The organism is Patescibacteria group bacterium, from assembly GCA_016784145.1.
GTDB lineage: Bacteria > Patescibacteriota > Patescibacteriia > UBA2591 > UBA6264 > BS150m-G65.
The window spans coordinates 18060-43744 of sequence record JADHVF010000001.1 but is presented as its reverse complement, the minus strand read 5'-3'; the positions used below and the strand labels follow the sequence as shown (position 1 = coordinate 43744).

The following is a 25685-nucleotide window of genomic DNA, read 5'->3' as shown; positions in this document are numbered from 1 at the left end:
AGTTTATTTTAATTTATAATTTTTTAATTTATAATTGCAACCACTCTGTCATAATCAACAACTAAAAATTCTTGATCATCTATTTTGTATTCATCTGACCCATACTTTTCAAACAAAATTTTGTCGCCGACCTTTAAATCAATTGTCTCTCTTTGACCATTATCAAGTACTTTGCCACTCCCAATGGAAACAACTTCTCCCATAATTGGCTTTTCCTTGTCCATGGTCTCAGGTAAAATAATACCTGATTCAGTTACATCATTTTTAATAATCGGCTTAACTATTAACCGACTTCCTAATGGTTTAATTTTAGTCATAATTTTTAATAATTAATTTATTTTATTTTTATTTGACCTTTTAGCACTCTAACATGCCTAGTGCTAATTATAAATGTAATAAAAAATCTGTCAAGAACCACAACATAAAAAAATCAATAAGAGAACCTAAAAACAATAATAACCATTAATTAATAGTTATTATATAATCACTTTATTTTAGATGCCTTGCTTATCTAACCGGGGAAATACTTTTGAGTCAAAGCCAAAGAAATAGCCCCCCAAAATAGTGAGCAAATTATCATTAGCTCCCCATATTTTTTTGTTTTCGGATTTTTAAATAAAAAAAATCCATAAATTAATCCAGATGGAAAAGGATTAAAAATAACAATAATTAATCCCATGTTAATTAATTTATTCCTTGGAATGGATATTTTGTCTAATGAATTTTTTTTATCTGACATAAAAAAATAAGAAACAAAAATACTAATTCTATTTTAATAGAATTTTTAATTTATCAATTTTTATTTTTAATAAATTATTCTTTAACTAAAAAAACCTTATCTCCATTTTTAACTATTTCATCAACCTTAAGCCCTACTGCATCTCCTTTTTTTGCTTTTTTAATACTTTCATGTTCAACTTGCATTGAATCAACAACCTGCTCAACATCTCTTTCTCCTCCAACAATATGAATTTTATCTCCTATTTTAATCCCGGCTGTTAATTCTATCACACATACTCCAATATTTCCAAAATAATGGGTAATTTTTCCAATTTGTTTTTCTTTTGCCATAAATTTTTATTTTAAATTTATTTATTACTATAGTTAGTATAATTATAACACATAAATATTAAAAATTTCAAACTTTTTTTTAACTATATAACATATCTTCCATGATTAATCTGATCACTGATAATATTCCCTCGGTCTAATGTAATCACTCTTTTCCCTAAAAAATTAACTACTTCCCTATTATGAGTAACTAACAAAATTGTTGTTCCAAGTTTATTTATCTTTGCAAATAATTCAACTATACTTCTAGTTGTAATGGGATCAAGATTCCCTGTTGGCTCATCAGCAATAAGTATTTTTGGGTGATGAGCTAATGCTCTAGCAATAGCAACTCTTTGAGCTTCTCCAGATGAAAGATTTTCCGGAAAAAGATCTTGCTTGCTCTCAATACCAACTATTTTTAAAACCTGGCCAACAATGGTTGGAATTTTTTTCTTAGGAGTAGATATTATACTCAACGCAAAAGCAATATTTTCATAAACTGTTCTTCTGGGTAATAATTTAAAATCTTGGAAAACAACCCCAATTTGTTTTCTCAATACTGGTATTTCATTTGGTCTAATATCTGTAATATCCCAATCTCCTATAATAATTTTACCGCTGGTCGCTTTTTCTTCAGAAATTAACAACTTAAATATAGTGCTTTTCCCTGCTCCTGACTGTCCAACCACAGAAACAAATTCCAATGGTTTTACTAAAAAAGAAACATCTTTTAAAGCATATGTGTCTGGTTTATAAAATTTACTTACATTAACGAATTTTATCATAAATATTTTTTAACAAAGCCGATGGTCGGAGTTGAACCGACGACCTATCCTTTACGAGAGGATTGCTCTACCACTGAGCTACATCGGCCTAAAGGGTTAATCCCCGCTTAAAGGGGTCTGGCCCCTGTATATTAGTGACGAATAATCAATAATTAGTAATCAATAATTAATAATTAGTAATTAATAATTACTAATCATTATCTTGCTGGAGCGGGAGACGGGGATCGAACCCGCGATCTTCTGCTTGGGAAGCAGACATTCTACCACTGAACTACTCCCGCTTAATCGGGCCTCACTCCCATGTGTTAGTAATCAATAATTAGTAATCAATAATCAATAATTAGTAATCAATAATTAGTAATCAATAATCAGTAATCAATAATTAGTAATCAATAATCAGTAATCAATAATCAATAATTAGTAATCAATAATTACTATCTATTCTTTTTAATGCTTTTCTTTTTGCAAAAAAACCCACCCTATCAATAATCAAAACTCCATCCAGGTGATCAATTTCGTGCTGTAGAACAGCTGAAAGCAACCCGCTTGCTTGTATAATAATTTCTTTTTTATGTTTTACTGAGTATGCCTTTACTTTGATTGTTTTATGTCTTTTAATCTTTAAATTTACCCCTGGCAAACTTAAACAACCTTCATTTATTTTAATATATTTTTCGCTTGTTTTTATTATCTCAGGATTTATCAAAGAAAACAACCCTTTATTTTTTTTTCCTATAATCGGGTTTATATCAATAACAATAATTCTCCTATTATCCCCTACTTGTGGAGCAGATAACCCAATACCATCATTTAAATGCATTGTTTTTAACATCTTCTCTGTAAATACTTCTACTTGTTCTGTAACCTGTTCAACTTTTTTGCATTTAACCCTTAAGCAAGAATTATTATATTTTTTTATCTCTAACATAAATATATATTAACATTTTTATTAATTAAAGCAATGTAAAAAAAATTTAGGGGTTAAACCCCTAAATACTTATTTTCCAAAAATAAAAAACATTTTATTCAAACCGCAATCTTTTCATTCTTGGTTTTCTTAATTTATTTTTAGGCAACATGTTAAAAACAGCAAACTCCAACAATTTTTCAGGAGATTCTTCTAGTATTTCTTCCATTTTTTTTATTTTCAGATTACCAGTATATCCACTATGTCTATAATATTTTTTTTGTTTTAATTTATTGCCAGTAACTTTTATCTTATCCATGTTTTTAACAATAACAATATCCCCAACATCAACATTTGGAACATAACTCTCTTTCCCTTTACCCATAAGCAATTGAGCTATCTGACTAGCAAATCTTCCTAAAATCTCTCCCCGGGCGTCTAATTTTTGAATTTTTCTATCTATTTTTATTTTTGACATATAATTTTAAACAAGTTCCAATATTACCATTTTTGCATTATCTCCTTTTCTTGGACCTGTTTTAATAATTCTAGAATACCCACCTGGTCTAGTTTTGTATTTTGGTCCTATTTCTTCTAAAATTTTTTTAGTTGATTCCCTACTCTGTAAAAATGAATTTATTCTTCTATAATTAGTAATACTATTTTCTTTTGCCCTTGTTATTAATCTTTCAACTATAGGCTTAACTGCCTTTGCTTTAGCTTCTGTTGTTTTTATTTTATCATTTAAAATCAAAGCATTGCTTAAATCTCTATATAGTGCTTTTCTTTGAGCATATTTTCTTCCTAAAATTTTCCCCTTTTTCCTGTGTCTCATATAATTATCTTAATTCGCTTTATTTTTTCTTGATTGTTTTCTTCTTAACTGCTTTTTTAACAACTTTTTTCTTAACAGGGACTTTCTTAACTGCTTTTTTAACAACTTTTTTCTTAACAGGGACTTTCTTAACTGCTTTTTTAACAACTTTTTTCTTAACAGGGACTTTCTTAGCAATTTTTTTAACTACCTTTTTAGGCTTCTCGTCCTCTGAATTAGTCAAATTAATAAAAAAATCAAATTGAGATGATAATAATTTTGATGCCTTAAGAAAAGCATCAATCGGACTAATAATGCCATCTGTTTCTATTCGTAAACTAATTTTGTCAAAATCTGTTCTTTTCCCAACACGAACATCATCTATATTTAACCCAACATTTAAAATAGGGCTAAAAATGGAATCAACCACAATCACACCAACATCAAGCCCTTGCCTTGATTTGTCTTCTGATGATACCCACCCATATCCTTTTTCAACCCAAATATCTATATCTAATTTTGCTTGCTTATCTGTTAAATTTGCAATCACTAAATCCTTATTAACTACTTCTGCACTTAAAGATTCATTAATGTCCTTTCCTAAAACTTTTTTTTCTCCTTTGACTGATAATGTTAATTTGATTGGCTCATCTTGATTTTTTAAAATTTTAAATCTTAATAATTTTAAATTCAAGATAATCTCCATTACATCTTCTTTTATATTATCAATAACAGAAAATTCATGCTTTGTTCCTTTTATTTTTATGCAAGTAACAGCCGAGCCCTCAAGAGATGATAACAAAACTCTTCTAATCGCATTCCCCCAGGTTATTCCATAACCCGGATAACATGGCTCTATCTCTATTAATCCTTTATTTTTATTGGTTGAATCTTCTGTATATTTAATTTTCTTTGCTAAAAAATTTTTCTCCATAAAATTATATTATTTTTTTTATCTACTTAAAAAAGAAATGATTAGTCCTGTATTAAACTCTTTTGGTAAACTTTCTTCTGAAATTTCTTTTAAAACCTTTATTTCTAGTTTTTTAGAGTCAAAACTAAGCCATAACGGGATTGATTCTTGATCTTTTTTACTAGCTTGGCCAATTGATTCTTTTATAAATTTAACTACTCCTTGCTTGTCTTTAATTTTAATCAAATCTCCAGCCTTTACTTGATGAGAAGGGATATTTAATCTTATCCCGTTCACTAAAACATTCCCGTGACTAACAATCTGTCTTGCTTGTCTTCTTGATTTAGCTATCCCACCCCTATAAACAACATTGTCTAGTCTTTTTTCTAATAATTTTAAAAAATTTGTTTCTGAATTTCCTTTTAATCTCTGTGCCTTGGCAAAATAATTTCTTAATTGTTTTTCTGAAATTCCAAAAAATCTTTTTAATTTTTGTTTCTCTCTCAACTGAATACCATACTCTGTTCTTCTAATTCGTTGGGTTGGTCCATGTATTCCAGGTGGATATTTCTTCTTAACAAAAGAACACTTAGAAGTTGAGCACCTATCTCCCTTTAAAAAAAGTTTTACGCCTTCTCGTCTACAAATTTTACATCTTGGGGTTGCTTTCATAATAAATAAAATTAAACTCTTCTTGGCTTCCTTTGCCTACATCCATTGTGAGGAATAGAAGTAACATCTTTTATTGATAATATATTAATACCATTTGCATAAATCGATCGAATGGCTGATTCCCTCCCCATGCCAACTCCTTTTACAAAAACCTGCGCATCCTTAAAGTCATATTCTTTTGCTTTATCAATCGCATGTTTAACAATAACACTAGCAGCATATGGAGTTGCTTTTTTAGGGCCCTTAAATCCTAATTTTCCAGCGCTAGCCCAAGCAACAACATTTCCTGACTGATCCGTAATACTAACAATTGTATTATTATAAGTTGCTTTAATATGAACCTGTCCTTTTCTAATATTTTTAATAATATTTTTTTTCTTACTTGCCATAAAATAAATTTACAATTTTAAACTTTTTTACCAGACGCTTTTTTTCCACTAGCTCCTTTTTTTCTAACATTTCCTCTTATTGTCCGGCTATTTGTTTTTGTTCTTTGCCCTCTAACTGGCAACCTCTTTGAATGTCTCGTGCCTCTATAAGAATTAATCTGTTTTAATCTTTTTATATTGTCCAGGATTTGTCGTTTTAATACTCCTTCTGCTTTATAATTTTTTTCGATAATAGACCTAACTTTTTCTACTTCCCCTTCAGACAAATCTTTTATTAATTTATTTTTATCTATTTTAACTGTTTCTAATATTTTATTTGATGTACTCTTCCCAATCCCAAAAATATAGGTCAAGCCTATTTCTGCTCTTTTGTTTAATGGTAAATTAATCCCTGATATTCTTGCCATAAATAATAATGCTTACCCTTGTCTTTGTTTATGTTTTGGATTTTTACAAATAACACGAACCCTCCCTTTCCTTCGGATTACTTTACACGATTGACATATTTTTTTTACTGAAGAACGTACTTTCATAAAAATTTAAATTAAAACCTATAAACTATCCTTCCTTTAGATGTATCATAAGGACTTACTTCGAGCTTTACTTTGTCACCTGGAGAAATTCTTATTCTATGTATTCTCATTTTCCCTGACAAGTGAGCTAGAATAGTTTTATCATTATCAAGCCTTATCTTAAAAGTGGCTGAAGGTAATAACTCTTCAACTTCTCCTTCTATTATAATAAAGTCTTTTGATAAATTTTTGTTATTAGACATAAATGTAATTAATATTTTACATTTTTATATTTAAAGTGTCAAGGTTTTTTATAAACAAAACTCTAATTTATATTATGTTTTACTTTAATTTTCATTCTATTCTCGAACATTGGCATTTGTTTTTTAAAGCCAGGCCAAACATTAATAACAATGTCTTCTACTATTAAATATTTTTTAATTTCTATTTTGGCTTGATTAATTTTTTTTGAAACAATCTTACCTCTTAAAGAATTATAATCATAATCTCTAACAACCTGTTCATTTATTTTTAAGCTTATCAACGCATTTTTATTAATAAAATCTTTTTTCAATACTTCTACTTGCCACTTATCAGGATTAATTGAAATAATGTTTTTGTTAGTCAAAGAGCCCTTTGAGATATCTTTTATTTTATAATCCACGAATTTTAATAAATCATCCTCTTTAAAAATAATTATATTTCTGTTATCCTCATCAATCAATCCATTAATAAACCTGCTATCCTCTTGTTTGTTAAATTGATTGAGAGACACAACTTCAGCCGGAATAGTTTCTAAGTTAAAAAAAATATCATTCACGCTAGCATTTAACTTTATTCTAAAATCAGCAATTAATGGTTCCGGGAAAGTAGTTAAAACTATCTCTGCTGTTGGTAACCACATGGACAAAAAAAATATCAATAAACAAAATACTCCCAAAATATATATCTTGAACGATTTAAAATTATGTTGCATTTTAGGGTCAGACATATTTAATTTCTTCCCTTAAATTAATATTGAATTTATCTTTAACACATTTTTTAATTTTTTTAATAAGAGCCACAACATCTTCTGATTTAGCATTTTTTTTATTTATTATAAAATTAGCATGTTGTGTACTAATTTGAGCATCGTTGATAATCTCTCCCTTTAACCCACATTTATCAATCAGTAGTCCAGCTGGAATCATTCCTAATTTCTTAAAATTATCTGAAATTAAATCACTTTTTTTTATTTGAAATGGGATATCATTAAGTTTTATATTTTTAAAAATACAGCCAACGCTTGGTTCTTTCGGCTGAAATTTTCTTCTTTGCTTAATGTTAGCTTGAATTATTTTTTTACTTTCAATAGAAGATGTTTTACCAAACCGTAAAACTATATTTAAAATAACATCTTGATTATGTTTAAAAATGCTATCTCTATAAAAAAACTTTATATTTTTATTTCTCAAATCAATGATTTTGCCATCCCTTAAAACACTCACTTGTTCCACAAAATCAGACATTGACACTCCAAATGCCCCAGCATTACCTCGGACAGCTCCTCCAATTGTACCAGGGATGCCTGCCATGTGCTCTAATCCCTTCCCACCCCTACTTGATACAAAATTAATTAATTGAGATAAATTATTACCAGCCCAAGCAATTACTCTTAAATGACCTGATTGCTTAGGCAAAACAACCATACCATTCTTTATACTCTCAATTTTTATTATTAACCCATTGAATTCTTTGTCTGAAAATAAAACATTGCTCCCGCCTCCTAATATAAAAAAATCTACTTTTTCTTTATTAGCCCACTGAATAGCTTTAATTATATCTTGAACTTTTTTGACTTTTAAAAAATATTTGGCTTGACCACCAATTTTAAAAGTTGTAAAAGGGGCTAATAAAATATTCTTTGATATTTTTTGTTCAATCATATTCTTAATATTACCATTTTTTTAACACTTGGCAAATTATTTAAAAATTGTATTATATAAATATGGCAATATCTATTATACAAAAAATTAAATCAGACAAAATAACTTGGGTAAATATTTCAAAACTAAACAACCAAGAATTAAAATATTTAACCAAAAATTTTGATATAAATCAAAAACATATAGATGAGTGCTTGTCTGATGCCAATCATCAAAAAATTGAAAAAACTTCAAAATATACTTTTTTATCATTACATTTTCCTATTTATCATAAAAAAACAAGAAAAATTACATCATCTGAGATTAACTTTTTTATTTACTCTGACTTGATTATTACTTTACATAAAAACGAATTACCTGATTTAATTAATTTTTTCAATTCCTGTAAAATATCAACAGAAGAAAAAGAAAAATATTTTATAGAAACTCACTTTCTTGTATATCAAATTTTGAAGAGATTATTAAAAAATTGTGAACCAATTTTAGACATCATAAATAATAATATACAAAATATTGAAAAACAAATATTTGCAGGCAGAGAAAAAGGCATGGTTAACGAAATTCTAATTGCTAAAACAAATATTATTAATATCAAAAAAGTAATACGACTACATAAAACAATCCTTTTAAAATTTATTGAAAGAAACAACCTAAAACCTTCTTTAGAAGAAATAAAATTTTATTTTGATAAATTGATTGAAAGCACTGAAAAAAACTGGCGAGATATGGAAAGCATGAATCAAATAATTCAAGCAATTGAAACAACTAACAATTCTTTAATTTCGTTCAAACTAAACAATATTATTAAAATCTTGACTATTATTTCTGTAATTATATTGCCATTAACATTGCTAGCCAGCCTCTTTAGTATGGGGTTAGACCATATCCCTTTTTCAGGTCATAAATTTGCATTTTTTTGGATTATTGCTGTAATGATAATGATTGTTCTAATTATGATATATAACTTTAAAAGAAAAAAAATACTTTAATAAAAATGATAAAATTATATAATACTCTAACAAGAAAAAAAGAAATATTTAGACCAATTAAACTAAAACAGGTTGGGTTATATAGTTGTGGTCCAACTGTTTATAATTATGCCCATATTGGAAACTTAAGGGCATATATTTTTGCTGATATACTAAAAAAAACATTGGAATATAATGATTATAAAATAAAACATGTAATAAATATTACTGATGTTGGACATCTAACTTCTGACCAAGATGAAGGCGAAGACAAGATAATAACAGCCATTAAAAGGGAGGGTAAAAAACTAGATATTAATTCAATGAAACAAATATCTAATTTTTATACTAATGCATTTAAATCTGATATTACAAAATTAAATATTTCTCATCCTAGTAAATGGGCAAAAGCAACTGAACATGTTGAAGACATGATATCAGATATTAAAAAAATTGAAAAAAATGGCTATTGCTACGAAACAGCTGATGGAATTTATTTTGATACTGCCAAGCTTAAAAATTATGGAAAAATTGCTAAAATAGACATTGAAAATCTTTTACACGGAGCCAGAGTTTGTGTAAACCCTACTAAAAAAACTCCAACCGATTTTGCTCTTTGGCTTAAATCAACCCCTAAAAATAAAAATCATATCATGCAATGGGATTCTCCTTGGGGAAAAGGATGGCCTGGCTGGCACATTGAATGTTCAACCATGTCAGTTAAATACTTAAAACAACCGTTTGACATTCATACTGGAGGAATTGACCATATCCCTGTTCATCACACAAACGAAATTGCACAAGCACAAGCAATTAACCACAAACCACTAGCAAATTATTGGGTACACAATGAATTTCTTATTCTTGATAAAGCCAAAATGTCAAAAAGCAAAGAAACATTTATAACTCTATCAACCCTAATTGCCAAAAATTTTAATCCAATTGCATACAGATATCTCTGTTTAAGCGCTAAATATAGGTCTCCTCTTTCCTTTTCCTGGCAAAACTTAAAATCAAGCCAAAATGCATTAAATAATCTATATAACACAATATCATCATATAATCGTCCAAGCAAAATAATAAAATTATACCAGAAAAAATTTCAAACAGCCATTAATAATGATTTAGATACGCCAGCAGCAATTGCTATTATGTGGGATATTATAAAAAGTAATCACAAACAAGCAGACAAACTGGCCACTATATTAGATTTTGATAAAGTTCTCTGTCTTGGGCTTGATAAAATTAAAAAACAGGCAAAAATTCCTGCTAAAATAAAAAAAATGGCTATTCAACGCCAAGTAATGAGAGACAATCAAGAATGGGAAGAATCTGATAAACTAAGAAAACAAATTAATAAATTAGGATTTGATATAGAAGATAAGCCGAATGGGCCAAGTATCAAAAAAAGAACTATAAACTAATTTCTATTGCAGGCCCCATTGTTGAACAAATAAAAATTTTTCTAATAAATTCACCCTTTGTTCCAGAGGGTTTTATTTTTTTTAATAAAGTTAAAAGAGCATCAAGGTTTTCCTTTATTTTGCCTGCTTCCCATGAAGACTTACCAATAGCACAATGAATATTTGCTCCTGCATCATTTCTAAAGAAAATTTTACCTGCCTTGATTTGCTTAATTATACTAGAAACATCATTGCCAAGCGTTTCTGCTTTTTCACTTGGCATTAACCCTTTTGGTCCTAAAACTTTTGCTATTTTAGACAATATTTGCATCATGGCTGGCTCTGCTACAGCTATATCAAAATTACATTTTTTTTCTTTACTAATCTGATCAATCAAATCTTCTCCTCCAACTAAGTCAGCCCCTGCTTCTTTGGCTGATTTCTTCTGCTTGTCAGACACAAAAGCAACTATTTTGATTTTCTTTGGCATTGGATTTGGTAATAAAATAGACCCCCTAACCTTTTGCTCTGTCTTAATTGGATTTATCCCTAAATGAATATGTGCTTCAATTGATTCTTCAAATTTCACAACTGGATTTTTCTTAATAAAATCAATTGCTTCATCTAAACTATATAATTTAGATTTATCTATTTTTGAGGATATGTTTTGATGTTTCTTGCTTTTCATAAAATACTTATATAATTATTTATTCTTCTGTCTCTATTCCCATCTGTCTGGCTGTTCCTTGTATAATTTTGCAAGCCTGCTCAAGATTATTAGTATTTAGGTCAGGCATTTTAATTTTAGCTATTTCTTCAATCTTGGATTTAGATATTTTGCCCACTTTTTCTTGAAGAGGGCTACTTGATCCTTTTTTAACATTAACAGCTTTTTTAATCAATGAAGACGCTAAGGGCGTTTTTAAAACAAAAGAATATGTATTGTCCTGAAAAACAGTTATCCTAACAGGAATAATGTCGCCCGACATATCCTTGCTTCTATCATTAAATTGCTTACAAAATTCAGCTATATTAAGCCCGTGCTGTCCAAGAATTGGACCAATAGGAGGAGCAGGAGTTGCTTGCCCTGCCATAATTTGTAATTTAATTGTGCTTTTTATTTTTTTCATAAAGAATATAAATCTTAATCCTATATTTTTTTAATTTGCAAAAAATCTAATTCAGCTGGAGTTTCTCTACCAAAAACTGAAATTAATACCTTTATTCTCCCTCTAGCTTCATCCACCTCTGAAACTCTTCCTTCAAATCCCTTAAACGGGCCATCTATTATTTTAACTGGCGAATTAATAGCAATATCTATCTTGTACTTTGGCTCCTCTATTTTCATTCTCTTTTTTATTGACTTTATTTCTTGATCAGACAAAGGCGTTGGCGTCACTCCCGACCCAATAAAACCTGTCACACTTGGTGTATTTCTAACAGCATACCAAGAATCATCATCAACAACCATTCTAACTAAAACATATCCAGGAAAAATTTTTTCAACAATAGTCCTACGCCTACCATTTTTAACTTTGATTTTCTTTTCTGTTGGAACCAATACTTCAAAAATCTTATCAGACATGTTCATTGATTTAATTCTTTTTTTTAATGTTTCTGAAACATTTTCTTCATAGCCCGAATAAACATGAATTGCATACCATTGACGGCCTTCTTTTTGTATTTGCTTTGGCATATTTTTTTAAAAAATAAAAATTAAATTACTAGTTGCAAAACATTAGTTAATATAAAATCAATTACTCCTAAAAAAGCAGCTACTACAAGACTCACCCCAACAACAAGTATAGTATGTTTTATTGCTTGTTCTCTGCTTGGCCACTCAACTTTTCTTAATTCTATAATTGAATTTTTAATATAATCTGTGAATTTTTTTACCATATATTTTTAAATAAAAAATTCTTAAAATGACCCCTGGGCGGGTCCTATAAAATCATAACATATAAAAATTAAATGTCAAGATTTTTAACTGTTTTAGCATGGGTTTGAATAAATCTTTTTCTCGGTGCAACTTCCTTGCCCATTAAAATTTCAAAAACTTCATCAACTGATTCAAGGTCTTGTATCTCTATCTTTTTTAACAACCTTTTGTCTGGGTCCATGGTTGTGTCAAATAACTCATCTGGATTCATTTCGCCTAACCCTTTATATCTCTGAATACTGACTGCTGGTAATTTGGTTGGGTCCTCTTGAACTTCTTGTTTATCTGTATCTTCTCCAATGCTTTTAGTTCTAAACCCTTTTACAATCGTAGTTGCTTTGGCCGGTTTTACGTCTTTTACTTTTTGTAACTTGGCTAGTTCTCTTTCTTTTTCTTCCTCTGTAAAAACATAAATAACTTTTTTCCCTTTCTTCAGTCTATATAAAGGAGGCATGGCCACATATACATATCCTTTTTTAATTAATTCTGGGAAATAATGATAAAAAAATGTTAATAAAAGTGTTTTAATATGCATGCCATCACTATCTGCATCAGCCATTAAAATTATTTTATGATATCTTAGTTTGGCTATATTGAACTGTTCTCCAATTCCTGTTCCCATAGCAATCACTAATGATTTTAATTCTTGATTTGCTAAAATTTTATCCAACCTAGCTCTTTGAACATTAAGTATTTTGCCCCTTAACGGTAAAATCGCCTGATAATTTCTGTCCCGCCCCATTTTACACGAGCCTCCGGCACTATCTCCCTCAACTATGAATAATTCACTTTCTTCTGGTTTTTTAGAAGAACAATCTGATAACTTGCCAGGCAATGACAAACTATCTAAAACCCCTTTCCTTAAAACCGCTTCCTTGGCTGTTCTGGCAGCTTTACGGGCATTTGATGCTAAAATACATTTCTGAATAATTGCTTGAAAATCTTTTGGATTTTCATCTAAAAATTCTTTAAAAATAGTTGAAAAAGCCGTATCAACAGATGACCTTGCTTCGGCATTACCAAGCTTTGCCTTTGTCTGCCCTTCAAACTGAGGATTTGGTAATCTCACACTAACAACAGTTGTTAACCCCTCTCTCACATCATCCCCTGTCAGATTAGAATCCTTTTCTTTTATATATCCTTTTTCTCTAGCAAAATTATTTAAAGTTCTGGTTAAAGCAGTTCTGAACCCAGAAATATGAGTTCCTCCTTCTGGTGTATAAATATTATTAGCAAACCCAAAAATAGTTTCTTTATAATCCTCTGTATATTGAAGTCCTATTTCTACAAAAACATCATCAACTTCTTTTTTCATATAAAAAATATTTTCGTGACGACACTCATTTGTTCTGTTCAGATGTCGAACAAAAGAACTAACTCCTCCTTCAAAATAAAACTTATAAGATCGCTTATCTTTTTCTTCTCTGCTATCAATAATTTTAATAATCAGCCCACTTGTTAAATAGGCCTGTTGTCTTAAATGAGAAAGTATTACCTCCCATTTAAATTCATTTTCATCAAATATACTAAAATCTGGCTGAAAAATAACCGTGGTCCCTGTACTTGTTGATTTACCAATTGATTTAACTTTCCTTAATGGTTTTCCTTCTTTATATTCTTGCACCCATAACTTACCTTCCCTTTTAACTTCTGCTCTCATTTTAGACGACAAGGCGTTAACAACAGAAATGCCAACCCCGTGCAACCCTCCTGACACCTTGTATGTTTCTGAACTAAATTTTGCTCCAGCATGAAGCTTAGTCATAACAACTTCTAAAGCTGACACACCTGCTTGCTTATGAATATCAACTGGAATTCCTCTACCATTGTCACTAACTCTAATCTTTGATTCAGGCAAAAGTTCTATTTCTATTCTATTACAATGACCTGCAATTGCTTCGTCAATTCCATTATCAACACATTCCCAAATTAAATGATGCAACCCTCTTGAACCAGTTGAGCCAATATACATTGCCGGCCTTTTTCTAACTGGCGCCAACCCTTCCAAAACAGTAATTTGACTAGCTCCATAAGAACTTTTTTTTGCTTGTTTTTTATTTTGAGTATCCTTCTGGTTTGCCTTTGTATTCATAGAATTAGAACGTTGATTTATTTATTAACATACCAATATTATACCATAAAAATTAGTTTTTAACAAGCCAAAATCGGACAAATAATCCTTGCGAAGATTCACTATGCCACACGATTTAGCACCAAAGCCGAGCAGAAAAATCGCCTTTTCCTTTTACCTGCCCACCTAATCCTCAGCGCAGGCGAGAAAAAAATTGCGTAGGAAAAAACTAAAAAATGTAGACCTACCTGTTGGTAGGCAGAAAAACGCACCTTATTCTTGTTCGAGATTTTCTTTGAAAAAAATTCGAATTTCGTTCAAAATACGGAACCATTTATAAATTTTTAAAGAGATTAACAAAAAATAAAAAATATGCTGCTATTGTATAGCACTTTAAGAAAAAGTAAAGTTAACCAAAAAGGTTCTGTCAACGACAGATCCTTTTTTTATTTAAATTAAATGATGTAAATCTCTAATAGTGAGTCAACAAAACAACGACCATTAAGAGACACGTCTTTTTTTCCTTCATTGTTTCTTTAAAAATTCCTGCCAATCTTCTTTATCTTTTATAATTGAACCATCTTCTACTACTAAAATATCGCCATACTCAGTCAATCTCATAAATTCAATCCCGCCCATATTAAACTTAGTGCCGACTGTCATGGCCTCAGCGGTTTTACTAAACTCGTCATAAGTACCAAATTTTGAATCAGGAACTATCTCTGACTCTCCCTCTGTTGTCACTGGTTCAACGTCAGGAGTCACTGGTTCAACATCAGGAGTCACTGGTTCACCCTCAGAAGTTACTGGCTCTCCCTCTGTCGTCACTGGTTCACCCTCAGAAGTCACTGGTTCACCCTCAGAAGTCACTGGTTCACCCTCAGAAGTCACTGGTTCACCCTCAGAAGTCACTGGTTCTCCCTCTGTCGTCACTGGCTCTGTGGTTTCTACAGGGTCTAACTCTATATTCCCTTCTGCTATGTCATTTATATTCCCAGCATCTATCTTAACTGGTATAAATTGATCTTTGGTACTAAAATTATCCCCCAAATAAGAAATGTCGCCCTCCGCATCTCTTGAGAATATTTTTCGATTAATCATAACAATGCCTTCGTCAACATCCTTGCTTTCAAATATTTCATTTAATGCTGTTATTCTTTCATCATAAACATCACTACTCATAAATTTTTCATAGCTTTGCCGTCTTTCTAAGAATTCAAGATTTTCCTTTATGCTACCACTAATTACTTTATAACGATTATTAGATTCTATTTCTTCATTAATTTCTTGCAAAACTTTAATTTTATCATCAGTAGATAAATTACTACTATAATATATTTTTTCCATATCCCCACTAAAATCATTATTAGATCCTGATTTATGAATCATCCCATCATTAGCTTTCAGCCTATTATTAATAAAATCCTTTGCTGTAATCTCACCATTTGATAGCTGAGTCGCTTGATTATCCAATAGTTGTTCAGCAGGTTCAACGTCAGGAGTCACTGGTTCAACGTCAGGAGTCACTGGTTCAACATCAGGGGTCACTGGTTCAACATCAGGGGTTTCCGCATCTGTGGTTTTTGGAACAACTTCTTCAGCGCTATCACCTTCTGCTGCTAGACTGTCAGCACCTCCTGTTGGCAGTTCAGTCCTAAAGCTCCCGCTTGTATAACTGCTTCCCAACATTTCATCATCTTTATTAAAAAAATCAATCTGGGCTGTATTATTAGGAGTTTGAGTTATAATATATTTTTCAGCACTTGGATATGACCCATTTTCTCCTAAATAATTTGTGATTTCTTGTTTTGTTCCTTCTGGAGTATTTTGCCATTTATTTATTGTTGCTAGAAGTTCTTCTTTATTGTCTGACGAGAATGTACTATCCCCTTTAGCAATTACACTATCAAATGTTGGAATTTCTGATACTGGTTCAACATCAGGAGTCACTGGTTCAACGTCAAGGGTTTCCGCATCTGTGGTTTTTGGAACAACCTCTTCAGTTACTTCACCCTCAGGAGTTACTGGTTCAATATCAAGAGTCACTGGTTCACCCTCAGAGGTCACTGGTTCTCCCTCTGTCGTCACTGACTCTTCTTCTGTCGTCACTGACTCTTCCTTTGTCGTCACTGACTCTTCCTTTGTCGTCACTGGTTCTCCCTCTGTCGTCACTGGCTCTCCCCCTGTCGTCACTGGTTCAACGTCAGGGGTCACTGGTTCAACGTCTTCAACTACTTTTTTAGTCATTAAATCTTGAAGCTTGTCTTCAGCAGTATCTTTGCCAAGAAATCCTGCTCCCTTGATTGATTCAATACTACCATCTTGATGGGAAATTTCATATTTATGCCAGCCGATTTTTCGAAAATTTGTTAATTCTGCCTCTCCTTCCTCATTATAAATATATCTTGGCGTCCAATTTTCACTATCAGGCAATTCTTCACTAGTTGTGGCTTGCTTAAAGTGTTCAGTAGCATCTTTCAAAACATTTTCATCAAATTTACCAGAACCTGCTAAAAGTCCACCAAGATTTTTGTCTATATGGCCATCTTCCCCTCCCAAAACTTGCAAAAATACTTTTGTTTCTTGAGCATCTTTTAAATAACCACCTTTTTGTAATGTATCTGATAATAAATCTTTAGCTTTTGTTTCGTCAAATGTTTCAGCATTTAAAACTTCATTAAATTCATTGATCCATGGCTTTTCTGTAAAACCATTTTCCACTAACCCGTCATGTCCTAATACATTGTAATCAACATAATCAACTTCTCCTGTAGGCCATTCTGCTGAATACTTTAATCCACCATTTTCTCCAAAATCAACAATTTCTATTGTCTGGCCATCTGTATTTATTAATTCAATTGCTGGATGTCCATCAACAGTTGTTGATAGTATTTCAGCTCCAGCTGGTTGATAAAATTTTTCACCAGCAAACTCTACATATTCATCTCCATAAGCATCTATCTTAATATCTGCAACAATTGGTTCTGCTTCAACAGATATTGGTTCTAATGATTCTAAATATTCATCAACTCCTCCTGCTTCTTTAACGTCTACAAGGATCTGATCAACTGTATCTGAATCTAATGGTTCGCCTGTTTTACTTACAATCTCTTTTAGAATTTCATCATTATTTGCAATATTAGCAATAGCATCTTTTGTTAAATCATCTGCCTCGCCTGTAATCTCTCCTAAAAACTGCTGGTTATCTGGTCCTAAATATTTATTAAGGTCTATTTTGTCGCCTACTTTTAAAATATCTGCATCAAGCCCTTTTGATTCATAGTCAGCAACAATATCATCTTTTATCCTGTCAATTAAATAAGTTTGTTTTTCTTTTCCTAATTCATCCCACTCTTTTTCTCCCATGACGGTTTTCAATCTCTCTTCTGTTACACTCCAAACTGAGTCGCCCTTGCCTACTTCTACTATATTTGCTTCTGTGAGTGCTTGATTTGCTTTAACTAAATCTTCAATATTTGTTTCAGCCGGTTCAACGTCAGGAGTCACTGGTTCAACATCAGGAGTCACTGGTTCAACATCAGGAGTCACTGGTTCAACATCAGGAGTCACTGACTCTCCCCCAGAACCAAGTACTTCCTTCCCCTTATCAGTAAAGGCAAATGATACTAATCCTCCAGCAACTGCACCACCAACCATAGCAATAGCTCTCTTTCTTTTTATGGTCTTGGACATTCTTTTAACATCTTCTTCAACTTGTTCCTCTAATTTGTCATTATTTTCTTTTACTGTGTCTAATAAATTATCTAATGTTTCTTGGTTTTTCATTTCAACTTGACTGACATTGAATATAAAATTTTCCGCCCTGGATTTTAACATTTTATCAGAATCCAGAAGCCCTAATTCTAATCTGGACTGAACAATTAAAGCACTTTCTCTTAATTCAGGCAATTTTTCTGCTGGAAAATCAATATCTTTGATTTTTTCTTCTGCTTCACTCACCATTGTTGCAATTTCTTTTAAGGCCTTTTTCTCTCCTTTCTCAATCCATTTTTCACCTAAAGCATATCCGCCAGCAAGTCCACCAACAACTCCCATAACTACTCTAGCAATATCACTAACCCTGACTGCTGCAGCAGCGGCCGTACCAACTGCTACACAAGCCACATCATATTTACTTTTTTCCCATATCTTTTTTATCTTGTCCCACACTTCTTTGTATTCTTTTGTTTCTAATCCTTTTTCAAGCTCTTCAACAGTTGTCCCGGCTTTTAATGCATTAAACTTATTTATCCATTCAATAATTTTTGGTTTATGTTTCTTTAATTCTTCTAATTTTTTACTACCATTTATTCTTGATTTTTCCGAGAAAGCCATTGTTTCTGCCATTAAGACAGCCATGTTTCTATGTTGCTCAAGAGATGCTTCCGGATGTTCCATTTTAACTTGTCCTAAAGCTTTTAAATAAAAAGCTCTCTCCACTTCTCCCATATTTTTCATTATTTGATTGTCTCTTTCTTCTGGTGTAGGGGCAGTATCTATTTCGTCAAAAGCTTTCTTGGCATCCTTGTCTGTTTCTTTTCTTATTTCACTACTAATTACTCCGCTTATCTCTTCTTTTCTTTTTGTTTTTGTTTCTTCATCGTTTTTAAGAAATATTTCAATTGCTTTTTTCTCGGCTGCTTCGATTTCCTTATTCTGTTTATCTCGTTGTTTTTTCTCTTTCTTTATTGTTTTTAAAGTTTTCTCTGCTTGTTCTCCCTTTTTTCGAAACTTTTTCATCAAAAACCTTACACCAACAACTCCAGCTGACACAGCCAAAAGTCCAACCCCTGCTCCAGTAGCTATCCCTAAAGCTCCCATAACTGCACCAACTCCTGCATATGTTCCGCCCATTATAGCAATGTTTTTTACCATGCCTTTTGCAAAACCAAAAATTTTTTTACCACGCTCTTTCCATGTTGAATTTTTTTCCGCTAATTGCTCTGCTGTAATAAGGTCTATTTGCTGTTCTATGATTGCATTTATTTTTTCAGCCATTTTTTCTGCCATTTTTTCAATTTTTTCTTGCTCCATACCCTTGTCTAGTAGAAGTTCTTTTATTTTCTCTTTCCAAAAATTTAATTTTGCTGTTTCATTAACCGCTTCCTTGGCCTGGTCTAGTTTTTTCTTTAGTTCGTCTATCTCTTTTTGCTTGGCTTCCTTGTTTTTCTCATTTTTTCTACGCTTGTCTTTGTTTCTAGGATTAAATGATTCAAGATCTTTTAACTCTCTACTTAATCCTTCTAAATCTCTCTCTATTTTTGCAATTTCAGGCTCACCTTCCATCAACCCCTTTAATTCATCTATGTCTTTATCCTCTAAACTGTCAAAAATTTCTTGGGGCTCAATATCAATAAAACCCAAGCTTTCAAGTGATTCTTTGGCTTGCTGGGCAATATCGCCTATTTTTCCTTTATTATCTTCTAGCTCTTCATTCTCTCCATCAGTTGCTTCGTTTTTTACTTCTTTAGGAAGATTTCCTACATTCTTTGCTTGTTTTTCTATTTTTGTTTTTGTTTCTTCTGTCTTTTTTTCAACATTCCTTTGGGTTGAATCCTTCTCTGGAGTTACTTTATTTTCTCCCTCTTCTTGTTCAGGTTGTTGTGGTTTTTCATTTACCATATAATTAAAATTATTTTTTTAATTTATCTGATTCTTGTTTAATTTTTTTAGTTTCAATCCTTTTTACAATCTTGTCTATAATCTTGTTTCTATCTGATTTCAAAGCATTGAGCTCTTTCAAGAACTTATTATAAATCTCTTCAATTTTCTTAATTTTTTTCAAATTAATTTCTGATTGATTCATATTTTTTATATTAAATTATTCACTTAACTTTGTTCCTTTTAATCTATCTGCTCCAGCAATAAATTCTTTGCCAAATTTTTCTAATTCTCCTGTAATTTTTTGTTGAAAGTCAGGAATCCTGGAACTAAAAAATTCCAAAACTTCATCTGGTTTTGGATTTTTAGCTGTTTGCATAAATTTTTCAAAATCTTTTAATCCTTGTTCGTCCATGGCATCAATGGCCACCATGCCTAAGCGCCGTTGAGCTTCAACCGCTAATTTTTCTACATACTTTTTTTTAAAATCTGCTGGCATATTATCTATGCCTGCTTTTTTTATAATGCCTTGAACAAATTCTTGAATAATGTCTTTTTCCATAAAATTAATATTTATTTTTTTAAACTTTATCTCACTTAAAAACAATATTTCACTTAGGGACAATTCACTTAGGGGCAAGGCCTCTAAGTATCAATAGGTACCACTAAGTGAGAAAACTAAGTGAGAAAGCTAAGTGAGAAAGCTAAGTGAGAAAGCTAAGCAGGTAATTCAGGCGATTTGTGCTCAATATTCACTTAGGGGCAAGGCCTCTAAGTGAATGATTTATATATTATATTATTATGATAGTTGAAAAAAAGTATTTTATCAATACCTGTATTCACAAATTCCCTTAAAATCACAATATTTACAAAGCTGGCTTGGTTGAGGCGGAAAATGCTGTTGTTTTATTTTGTCTATAATAGAAATAATTTTTAATCTCATTTCATCTAATTCAGCTGGCTTGGCCTGGAAGGAAACCCGACTACCATCTTTTAAATAATAAAAAGTTAATTGCTTAATTGGTTTGTCAAACTTGTCTGGCAAAGCCTCACAAGCTAGTTGATAAATAAATAATTGCTCTTTATCTTTGGCAGACATGATTTTCTTTGGATTGCCTGTTTTATAATCAATTATCTCAAATCCTCCCTTAATTTCATCAACTCTATCTATCTTTCCAATAATTGAATAATTTTTAATCTTGAAATAAATTCCTTGCTCTAGATATTTTACATTTGGCTTTGTTTTTATAAAATTATTGTAAAACATTTTTAATTGCTCTTTGCCTGATTGTTTAAATTCTTCAGCATGTTTTTGACTATCATACCAGTCATCTATCCAAATTTTTTCATAAATATTCAACAAATTTTTTAAAGACAAGCCACTGTGATTACCTTTGCCCGGCTTTGAAAATAAATTAGATTGCTTATTATTTTTTTCTTTTAACCATTGTTTTAAAAATTTATCTAAAGTGTCATGCATTGTCTTGCCAAAACTAAAAACAAATTTTCCTGCACGTGGTATTTTTAAAAGAAAAGAAAACTTATATTGTAGGGGGCAATTTTTAAATCCTTCAAACTGAGAAAAACTAAATTTAGTTGGCAAGGGTAGTTCAAACTTTTCTTTACTTGCTTTTATATTTGCAGTTGGTTGGAAAAAATCATTTTGATTATATGTCTTGGCTTTTATTTCTTTATCAAAACCTATTTCTGTTAAAAAACGTGACTTTTTTTTCTTTAACTTGCCACCATAATTTTCAGCAAAAGACAAATATAGCCCTTGTTTTGCTCTGGTTAAAGCCACATAAAAAAGTCGCCTCTCTTCTTCAATATGAATGTCACCTATTGGGATAATTTCCTTAATTAATGGCTCTGGAATTTCAATTGGTTCTTTCCTGTTTATGGTTGGAAATCTTTTGTCAGCCAAATTTGTAATAAAAACCCATTGCCATTCAAGTCCTTTGGCGCTATGAATTGTGCTAACTTTTACTGATTCTGGGCCAGCTTGGTCATCAGAAGAAATACTACCAACATCGCCCGTGGCAATCATTAGTTCAACTATTCTGGAAAAATTGGCGATTGATTTATCTGTATTACTGGCTTCAAAACTAGCAATTTTTTTTAAAAATTGGTTTAAATAAGAAATTATAGCTACTGACTGCTCTTCTTTTTTATCAGCTAATTTTATTAAAAACCTGGCATAACCACTATCATTTAAAAATGCTCGCACAATCTTACTAACTGGCTCTGTCTTGGCCATTTGAGTATGTTTTTCAATCCAAGATAATAAATGCTTTAATTGCTCTACTGTTTTAACAGAAATTTTAGGAACATTGGCTGAATTTTTAATTGTTTCATATAATGATAAGTTTTTTCTTCTAGCAAAATACATTAGATTGATCAAATCTTCATTTTTGATTTTATTTGAAAAAATTGGCGAAATTAAAATACGATAAATGGCCGGACTTTCATGATAATTATCCAATAACTTTAAATAAGAAAGAATATCCATTATAACTGGCTTTGAAAACAAACCTGTCCTAGCCAAATATTGATGAGAAATATCAGCTGAACGAAGGGCTGAACAAAACTGTTCTGCTTGCGCATTTGTCCTCACTAAAATGGCAAAATCATTCCAACTGGTTTTAGGATTCTGTTTTTTTAATGAAATTATTTTTTCAATTGTGCCATAAACTTCGTCTGTTTGTGACTGATAACAAGTATAATTTATCTCTCCTTGCCCCGCTTGTTTGGCTGTTAATTTTTTATTGATTGTTTTATCTTGTGCTTCTAATCTGTTAGGGTTATTTAATTGAATAAACTTATATGCCATGTCAAGAATATTTTGCTTGGTTCTATAATTGGTTGTTAAAATTACTTGCTTTAAAGCAGAAAAATCTTGCTTAAACTGAATAACATTATTATATGAAGCCCCTCGCCATCTATATATACCCTGGTCGCCATCAGACACAACCGTAATATTATTTTTAGGAGCAGATAAAAGTTTAACTAATTCATATTGGGCATAATTAGTATCTTGAAACTCATCAACCAGAATATATTTGAATTGTTGTTGATATTTTTTTAAAATATGAGGACGTTGCTTAAATAATTTAATAGTATAATTTATTAAATCACCAAAATCCAAAAAATTATTATCTAAAAGAAGTTGCTGATAGGCATGATAAGCCTTAGCAATTTCTTTTATTCTTGCTACTTCTACATCTAATGCTTCGTCCGACATCACTGAATCTTTATTTAGCTCTAATGTGGCAGCATATTTTAAATAATCAGCAGGAGAAATTGATTCATCTTTTAAACGTGAAAAATGGCTGGTCATTTCCCTGACAAATTTGGTTGGATTGCCTAATGGTTTATAATAATCAAGTTCAAATTTGTCAAAATTATCTAAAATTAAAAATGCCTGCTGAACTGAATTAAGCAGGGTAAATTTCAATGGCAAGCCAATATCAGTGCCATTATCATCTAAAATTCTCTGGCAAAAAGAGTGAAAAGTTGATATCCATAAATCAACATATCCATATGGCAATATTTTATCAACCCTTTCTTCCATTTCTTGAGATGCCTTGTCAGTAAAAGTAAGTGCTAAAATATTATCAGCACTGGCTTGTTTATTTAAGATAAGCCAAGCAATTTTTTTAGTAATAACCATTGTCTTGCCTGTGCCAGGCCCAGCAATTATAAGTAAAGGACCTTTGGTATGCTTAACAGCCTGAGCTTGAGCTTGATTTAATCCTTTTAATAATTTTTGTGTTTTTAGTTTATTTGACATAATATTATTTTTATCTGCCATAATTTTCTCTAATTATAGATTGAAAAGCGTTTGAGCATTTTTATCAGTAATTTTACTAACCTCTTCAAATGATATGTTTTTTAATTTAGCAATTTTTCTAGCTATAAATTCAACATAATAAGGTTGATTTTGCTGTCCTCTATGTGGTTCAGGAGCTAAAAAAGGAGAATCTGTTTCAATTAAAATCCTGTTCAATGGCATATTGCCAACAACTCCTAAAAGGTCTTGACCAACATTTTTAAATGTTATTGGCCCTGTAAAACCAACATAAAAACCTATTTTTAAAAATTGCTGAGCAATCTTCCAATCAGATGAAAAACAATGGATAACTCCTTTTAAATTAGGATAGTTGGTTATTATTTCTAAAATTTTTTTATAAGAATTTAAGGAAGCGTTTCGGCTATCTCTAGAATGTAAAATAACTGGCAAATTAAACCTTTGTGCTAATTCCAAATGTTTTATAAAAATCTTTACTTGTAAATCTTCATCAGCTGGTTTATGAAAAAAATCAAGTCCTGTCTCCCCTATTGCCTTAACATATTCTAGATTATTGGCCATTAAATTAGTAAATTGATTTTTATCAAACTCTTCATCTGAAACATGAATGGGGTGTAAGGCAACAGCTGCATAACAACGATTATATTGTTTTGATATTTCAATTGCTTTAGCAGATGTTTGCAAGTTTGAGCCAACATTAATAATTGCCTTTAATTTATGTTGCCAACATTTTTTAATAACATCAGCATAATTATCTGCAAAATCCTTAAAATTCAAATGAGCATGAGTGTCAATCATAAAAAATTAATTAATTCTGACTTTAAATGGTAGAGGCAGGAGTTCTGAAATATTCGCAATAATAATTTTATCTTTCTTCTCATTAGACATAATTACCTTAAAATCAATTCTAGTTATTTGAGACATTTCAATCAACATTTGTCGACAAGCACCACAAGGCGTAATTATTTCATCTTTGCTATGATTCTTTCCTTTACCAATAATAGCAATGGCCTTGAATTTTCTTTTTCCTTTAGCATTAGCAGAAGAAATGGCTGTTCTCTCAGCGCAAATTGACAACCCCCAAGAAGCATTTTCAATGTTTGAACCAATAATTACTTCATTATCTTGTGATAAAATTGCTGCTCCAACATAAAAATTAGAATAAGGATTGTAAGCTGTATCCATTGATGCCTCAGCAGTCAATAATAATTCTTTATATTCATTGTTTAGCTCTTTAAAATTTGTTTTTTCCATTTTGTTTTATTCATTAAAAATTAAATTATATTTTTTGGGCTTGGGATAAATTAAAATCACCAACTTTTGTTCTTCTTAATCCTGCTAAACAGGCTGGGCAGTTTAATTTTCTGCCAATTTCTTCTGCTATTGACCGAGCATAAGTTCCTTTAGAGCACTTCATAACTACTTTTAAAATATAAAAATCATCGTCTTTTTTCAGCCCTAAAAATTTTAAATCATAAATAGTTGTTTTGCGATTAGGTAAATCCACTTTTATTCCTTGCCTGGCATACTTATACAAAGGCCTTCCTTTTAATTTTAGAGCAGAATAAATAGGTACTGGTAATTCTATTTCACCTATCATTGTCGCCAAAATTTTTTTAACTTCTTTTTTATTTATATTAACTACTGGCTGCTGCTTAAGAATTTCTCCCTCTAAATCGCCAGTGGTTGTTTGTTTGCCTAATAAGATATCCATTTCATATACTTTGTCTAGTCCAATCAACTTTGATAATTTTTTTGTTCCCAAACCAACCCCCAAAATAAGTAATCCAGTAGCCAAAGGATCCAATGTGCCAGCATGTCCTATTTTTTTAATGTTTAACTTTTTCCTTAAAATCCTAATAACATCAAACGAGGAAATGCCCTTTGGCTTGTCAATCAAAATAATATCTTGTTCTAATTTCATT

At 31.0% G+C, this 25685-nt stretch carries 29 protein-coding genes and 2 tRNA genes; 2 read left to right on the top strand and 29 right to left on the bottom strand.

Going from position 1 to position 25685, the window contains the following annotated elements:
* Positions 1-23 precede the first annotated feature (23 nt).
* The 17 genes from ISS06_00240 to murB form a co-directional block, all read right to left on the bottom strand.
* Positions 24-317, bottom strand: a complete 294-nt coding sequence (locus ISS06_00240; protein ID MBL7053619.1) for a co-chaperone GroES — start codon at positions 315-317, stop codon at positions 24-26.
* Between the two features lie 194 nt (positions 318-511).
* Complete coding sequence (locus ISS06_00235; GenBank protein ID MBL7053618.1) at positions 512-739, bottom strand: hypothetical protein; 228 nt, start codon at positions 737-739, stop codon at positions 512-514.
* 74 nt (positions 740-813) lie between these two features.
* Positions 814-1071, bottom strand: coding sequence for a hypothetical protein (locus tag ISS06_00230; protein ID MBL7053617.1), 258 nt, complete (start codon positions 1069-1071; stop codon positions 814-816).
* 83 nt (positions 1072-1154) lie between these two features.
* Positions 1155-1838 (bottom strand): ATP-binding cassette domain-containing protein, encoded by a 684-nt coding sequence (locus ISS06_00225; protein MBL7053616.1) that lies wholly within the window; start codon positions 1836-1838, stop codon positions 1155-1157.
* A gap of 16 nt (positions 1839-1854) precedes the next feature.
* Positions 1855-1926, bottom strand: a tRNA-Thr gene (locus ISS06_00220).
* Positions 1927-2044: 118 nt separating this feature from the next.
* A tRNA-Gly gene (locus tag ISS06_00215) sits at positions 2045-2119 on the bottom strand.
* Positions 2120-2262: 143 nt separating this feature from the next.
* On the bottom strand, positions 2263-2766 hold the full coding sequence (gene def / locus ISS06_00210) for a peptide deformylase (GenBank protein MBL7053615.1): 504 nt from the start codon (positions 2764-2766) through the stop codon (positions 2263-2265).
* Positions 2767-2860: 94 nt separating this feature from the next.
* Positions 2861-3223, bottom strand: coding sequence for a 50S ribosomal protein L13 (gene rplM / locus ISS06_00205; protein MBL7053614.1), 363 nt, complete (start codon positions 3221-3223; stop codon positions 2861-2863).
* A gap of 6 nt (positions 3224-3229) precedes the next feature.
* Positions 3230-3580: a 50S ribosomal protein L17 gene (gene rplQ, locus ISS06_00200; protein ID MBL7053613.1), complete on the bottom strand. Its 351-nt coding sequence runs from the start codon at positions 3578-3580 to the stop codon at positions 3230-3232.
* Positions 3581-3599: 19 nt separating this feature from the next.
* Entirely contained in the window at positions 3600-4493 is an 894-nt protein-coding gene (gene rpoA, locus ISS06_00195) for a DNA-directed RNA polymerase subunit alpha (protein ID MBL7053612.1), read from the bottom strand.
* Between the two features lie 18 nt (positions 4494-4511).
* Complete coding sequence (gene rpsD, locus ISS06_00190) at positions 4512-5144, bottom strand: 30S ribosomal protein S4 (protein ID MBL7053611.1); 633 nt, start codon at positions 5142-5144, stop codon at positions 4512-4514.
* 11 nt (positions 5145-5155) lie between these two features.
* Positions 5156-5533 carry a 30S ribosomal protein S11 gene (rpsK, locus tag ISS06_00185; GenBank protein ID MBL7053610.1) on the bottom strand — a complete coding sequence of 126 codons (378 nt, stop codon included), beginning with the start codon at positions 5531-5533 and terminating at the stop codon, positions 5156-5158.
* A 17-nt stretch (positions 5534-5550) separates the two neighbouring features.
* Positions 5551-5940, bottom strand: coding sequence for a 30S ribosomal protein S13 (gene rpsM, locus ISS06_00180; GenBank protein ID MBL7053609.1), 390 nt, complete (start codon positions 5938-5940; stop codon positions 5551-5553).
* A 12-nt stretch (positions 5941-5952) separates the two neighbouring features.
* Complete coding sequence (gene rpmJ, locus ISS06_00175) at positions 5953-6066, bottom strand: 50S ribosomal protein L36 (protein MBL7053608.1); 114 nt, start codon at positions 6064-6066, stop codon at positions 5953-5955.
* Between the two features lie 11 nt (positions 6067-6077).
* Positions 6078-6308: a translation initiation factor IF-1 gene (gene infA, locus ISS06_00170; GenBank protein MBL7053607.1), complete on the bottom strand. Its 231-nt coding sequence runs from the start codon at positions 6306-6308 to the stop codon at positions 6078-6080.
* Positions 6309-6370: 62 nt separating this feature from the next.
* A complete protein-coding gene (locus ISS06_00165; GenBank protein MBL7053606.1) occupies positions 6371-6949 on the bottom strand; it encodes a hypothetical protein in 579 nt (192 codons plus the stop codon).
* A gap of 79 nt (positions 6950-7028) precedes the next feature.
* The gene (gene murB, locus ISS06_00160) at positions 7029-7970 is read right to left on the bottom strand and encodes a UDP-N-acetylmuramate dehydrogenase (GenBank protein ID MBL7053605.1); all 942 of its coding nucleotides are present in this window, start codon (positions 7968-7970) and stop codon (positions 7029-7031) included.
* A 62-nt stretch (positions 7971-8032) separates the two neighbouring features.
* Here murB and ISS06_00155 point away from each other — a divergent pair, with 62 nt between their 5' ends.
* Together ISS06_00155 and ISS06_00150 are read left to right on the top strand one after the other, a co-directional pair.
* Positions 8033-8959: a magnesium transporter CorA family protein gene (locus ISS06_00155; protein ID MBL7053604.1), complete on the top strand. Its 927-nt coding sequence runs from the start codon at positions 8033-8035 to the stop codon at positions 8957-8959.
* 5 nt (positions 8960-8964) lie between these two features.
* A complete protein-coding gene (locus tag ISS06_00150; GenBank protein MBL7053603.1) occupies positions 8965-10362 on the top strand; it encodes a cysteine--tRNA ligase in 1398 nt (465 codons plus the stop codon).
* Here the strand turns inward: ISS06_00150 and rplA are convergent.
* The 12 genes from rplA to truB form a co-directional block, all read right to left on the bottom strand.
* Entirely contained in the window at positions 10352-11029 is a 678-nt protein-coding gene (rplA, locus tag ISS06_00145; protein MBL7053602.1) for a 50S ribosomal protein L1, read from the bottom strand. The genes ISS06_00150 and rplA overlap by 11 nt on opposite strands.
* Before the next feature lie 19 nt (positions 11030-11048).
* Positions 11049-11471, bottom strand: coding sequence for a 50S ribosomal protein L11 (gene rplK / locus ISS06_00140; GenBank protein MBL7053601.1), 423 nt, complete (start codon positions 11469-11471; stop codon positions 11049-11051).
* A gap of 20 nt (positions 11472-11491) precedes the next feature.
* Positions 11492-12037 carry a transcription termination/antitermination factor NusG gene (gene nusG, locus ISS06_00135; protein ID MBL7053600.1) on the bottom strand — a complete coding sequence of 182 codons (546 nt, stop codon included), beginning with the start codon at positions 12035-12037 and terminating at the stop codon, positions 11492-11494.
* A 20-nt stretch (positions 12038-12057) separates the two neighbouring features.
* The gene (secE, locus tag ISS06_00130; GenBank protein MBL7053599.1) at positions 12058-12240 is read right to left on the bottom strand and encodes a preprotein translocase subunit SecE; all 183 of its coding nucleotides are present in this window, start codon (positions 12238-12240) and stop codon (positions 12058-12060) included.
* Positions 12241-12308: 68 nt separating this feature from the next.
* A complete protein-coding gene (gene gyrB / locus ISS06_00125; protein ID MBL7053598.1) occupies positions 12309-14372 on the bottom strand; it encodes a DNA topoisomerase (ATP-hydrolyzing) subunit B in 2064 nt (687 codons plus the stop codon).
* Positions 14373-14876: 504 nt separating this feature from the next.
* The gene (locus tag ISS06_00120) at positions 14877-19973 is read right to left on the bottom strand and encodes a hypothetical protein (GenBank protein MBL7053597.1); all 5097 of its coding nucleotides are present in this window, start codon (positions 19971-19973) and stop codon (positions 14877-14879) included.
* Between the two features lie 10 nt (positions 19974-19983).
* Positions 19984-20157, bottom strand: coding sequence for a hypothetical protein (locus ISS06_00115; GenBank protein MBL7053596.1), 174 nt, complete (start codon positions 20155-20157; stop codon positions 19984-19986).
* Positions 20158-20172: 15 nt separating this feature from the next.
* Positions 20173-20514 (bottom strand): hypothetical protein, encoded by a 342-nt coding sequence (locus ISS06_00110; protein MBL7053595.1) that lies wholly within the window; start codon positions 20512-20514, stop codon positions 20173-20175.
* Between the two features lie 264 nt (positions 20515-20778).
* On the bottom strand, positions 20779-23763 hold the full coding sequence (locus ISS06_00105; protein MBL7053594.1) for a UvrD-helicase domain-containing protein: 2985 nt from the start codon (positions 23761-23763) through the stop codon (positions 20779-20781).
* Positions 23764-23775: 12 nt separating this feature from the next.
* Complete coding sequence (locus ISS06_00100) at positions 23776-24558, bottom strand: TatD family hydrolase (GenBank protein ID MBL7053593.1); 783 nt, start codon at positions 24556-24558, stop codon at positions 23776-23778.
* Between the two features lie 6 nt (positions 24559-24564).
* Positions 24565-25014, bottom strand: a complete 450-nt coding sequence (cdd, locus tag ISS06_00095; GenBank protein MBL7053592.1) for a cytidine deaminase — start codon at positions 25012-25014, stop codon at positions 24565-24567.
* A gap of 25 nt (positions 25015-25039) precedes the next feature.
* On the bottom strand, positions 25040-25684 hold the full coding sequence (gene truB, locus ISS06_00090; GenBank protein MBL7053591.1) for a tRNA pseudouridine(55) synthase TruB: 645 nt from the start codon (positions 25682-25684) through the stop codon (positions 25040-25042).
* Position 25685 lies beyond the last annotated feature (1 nt).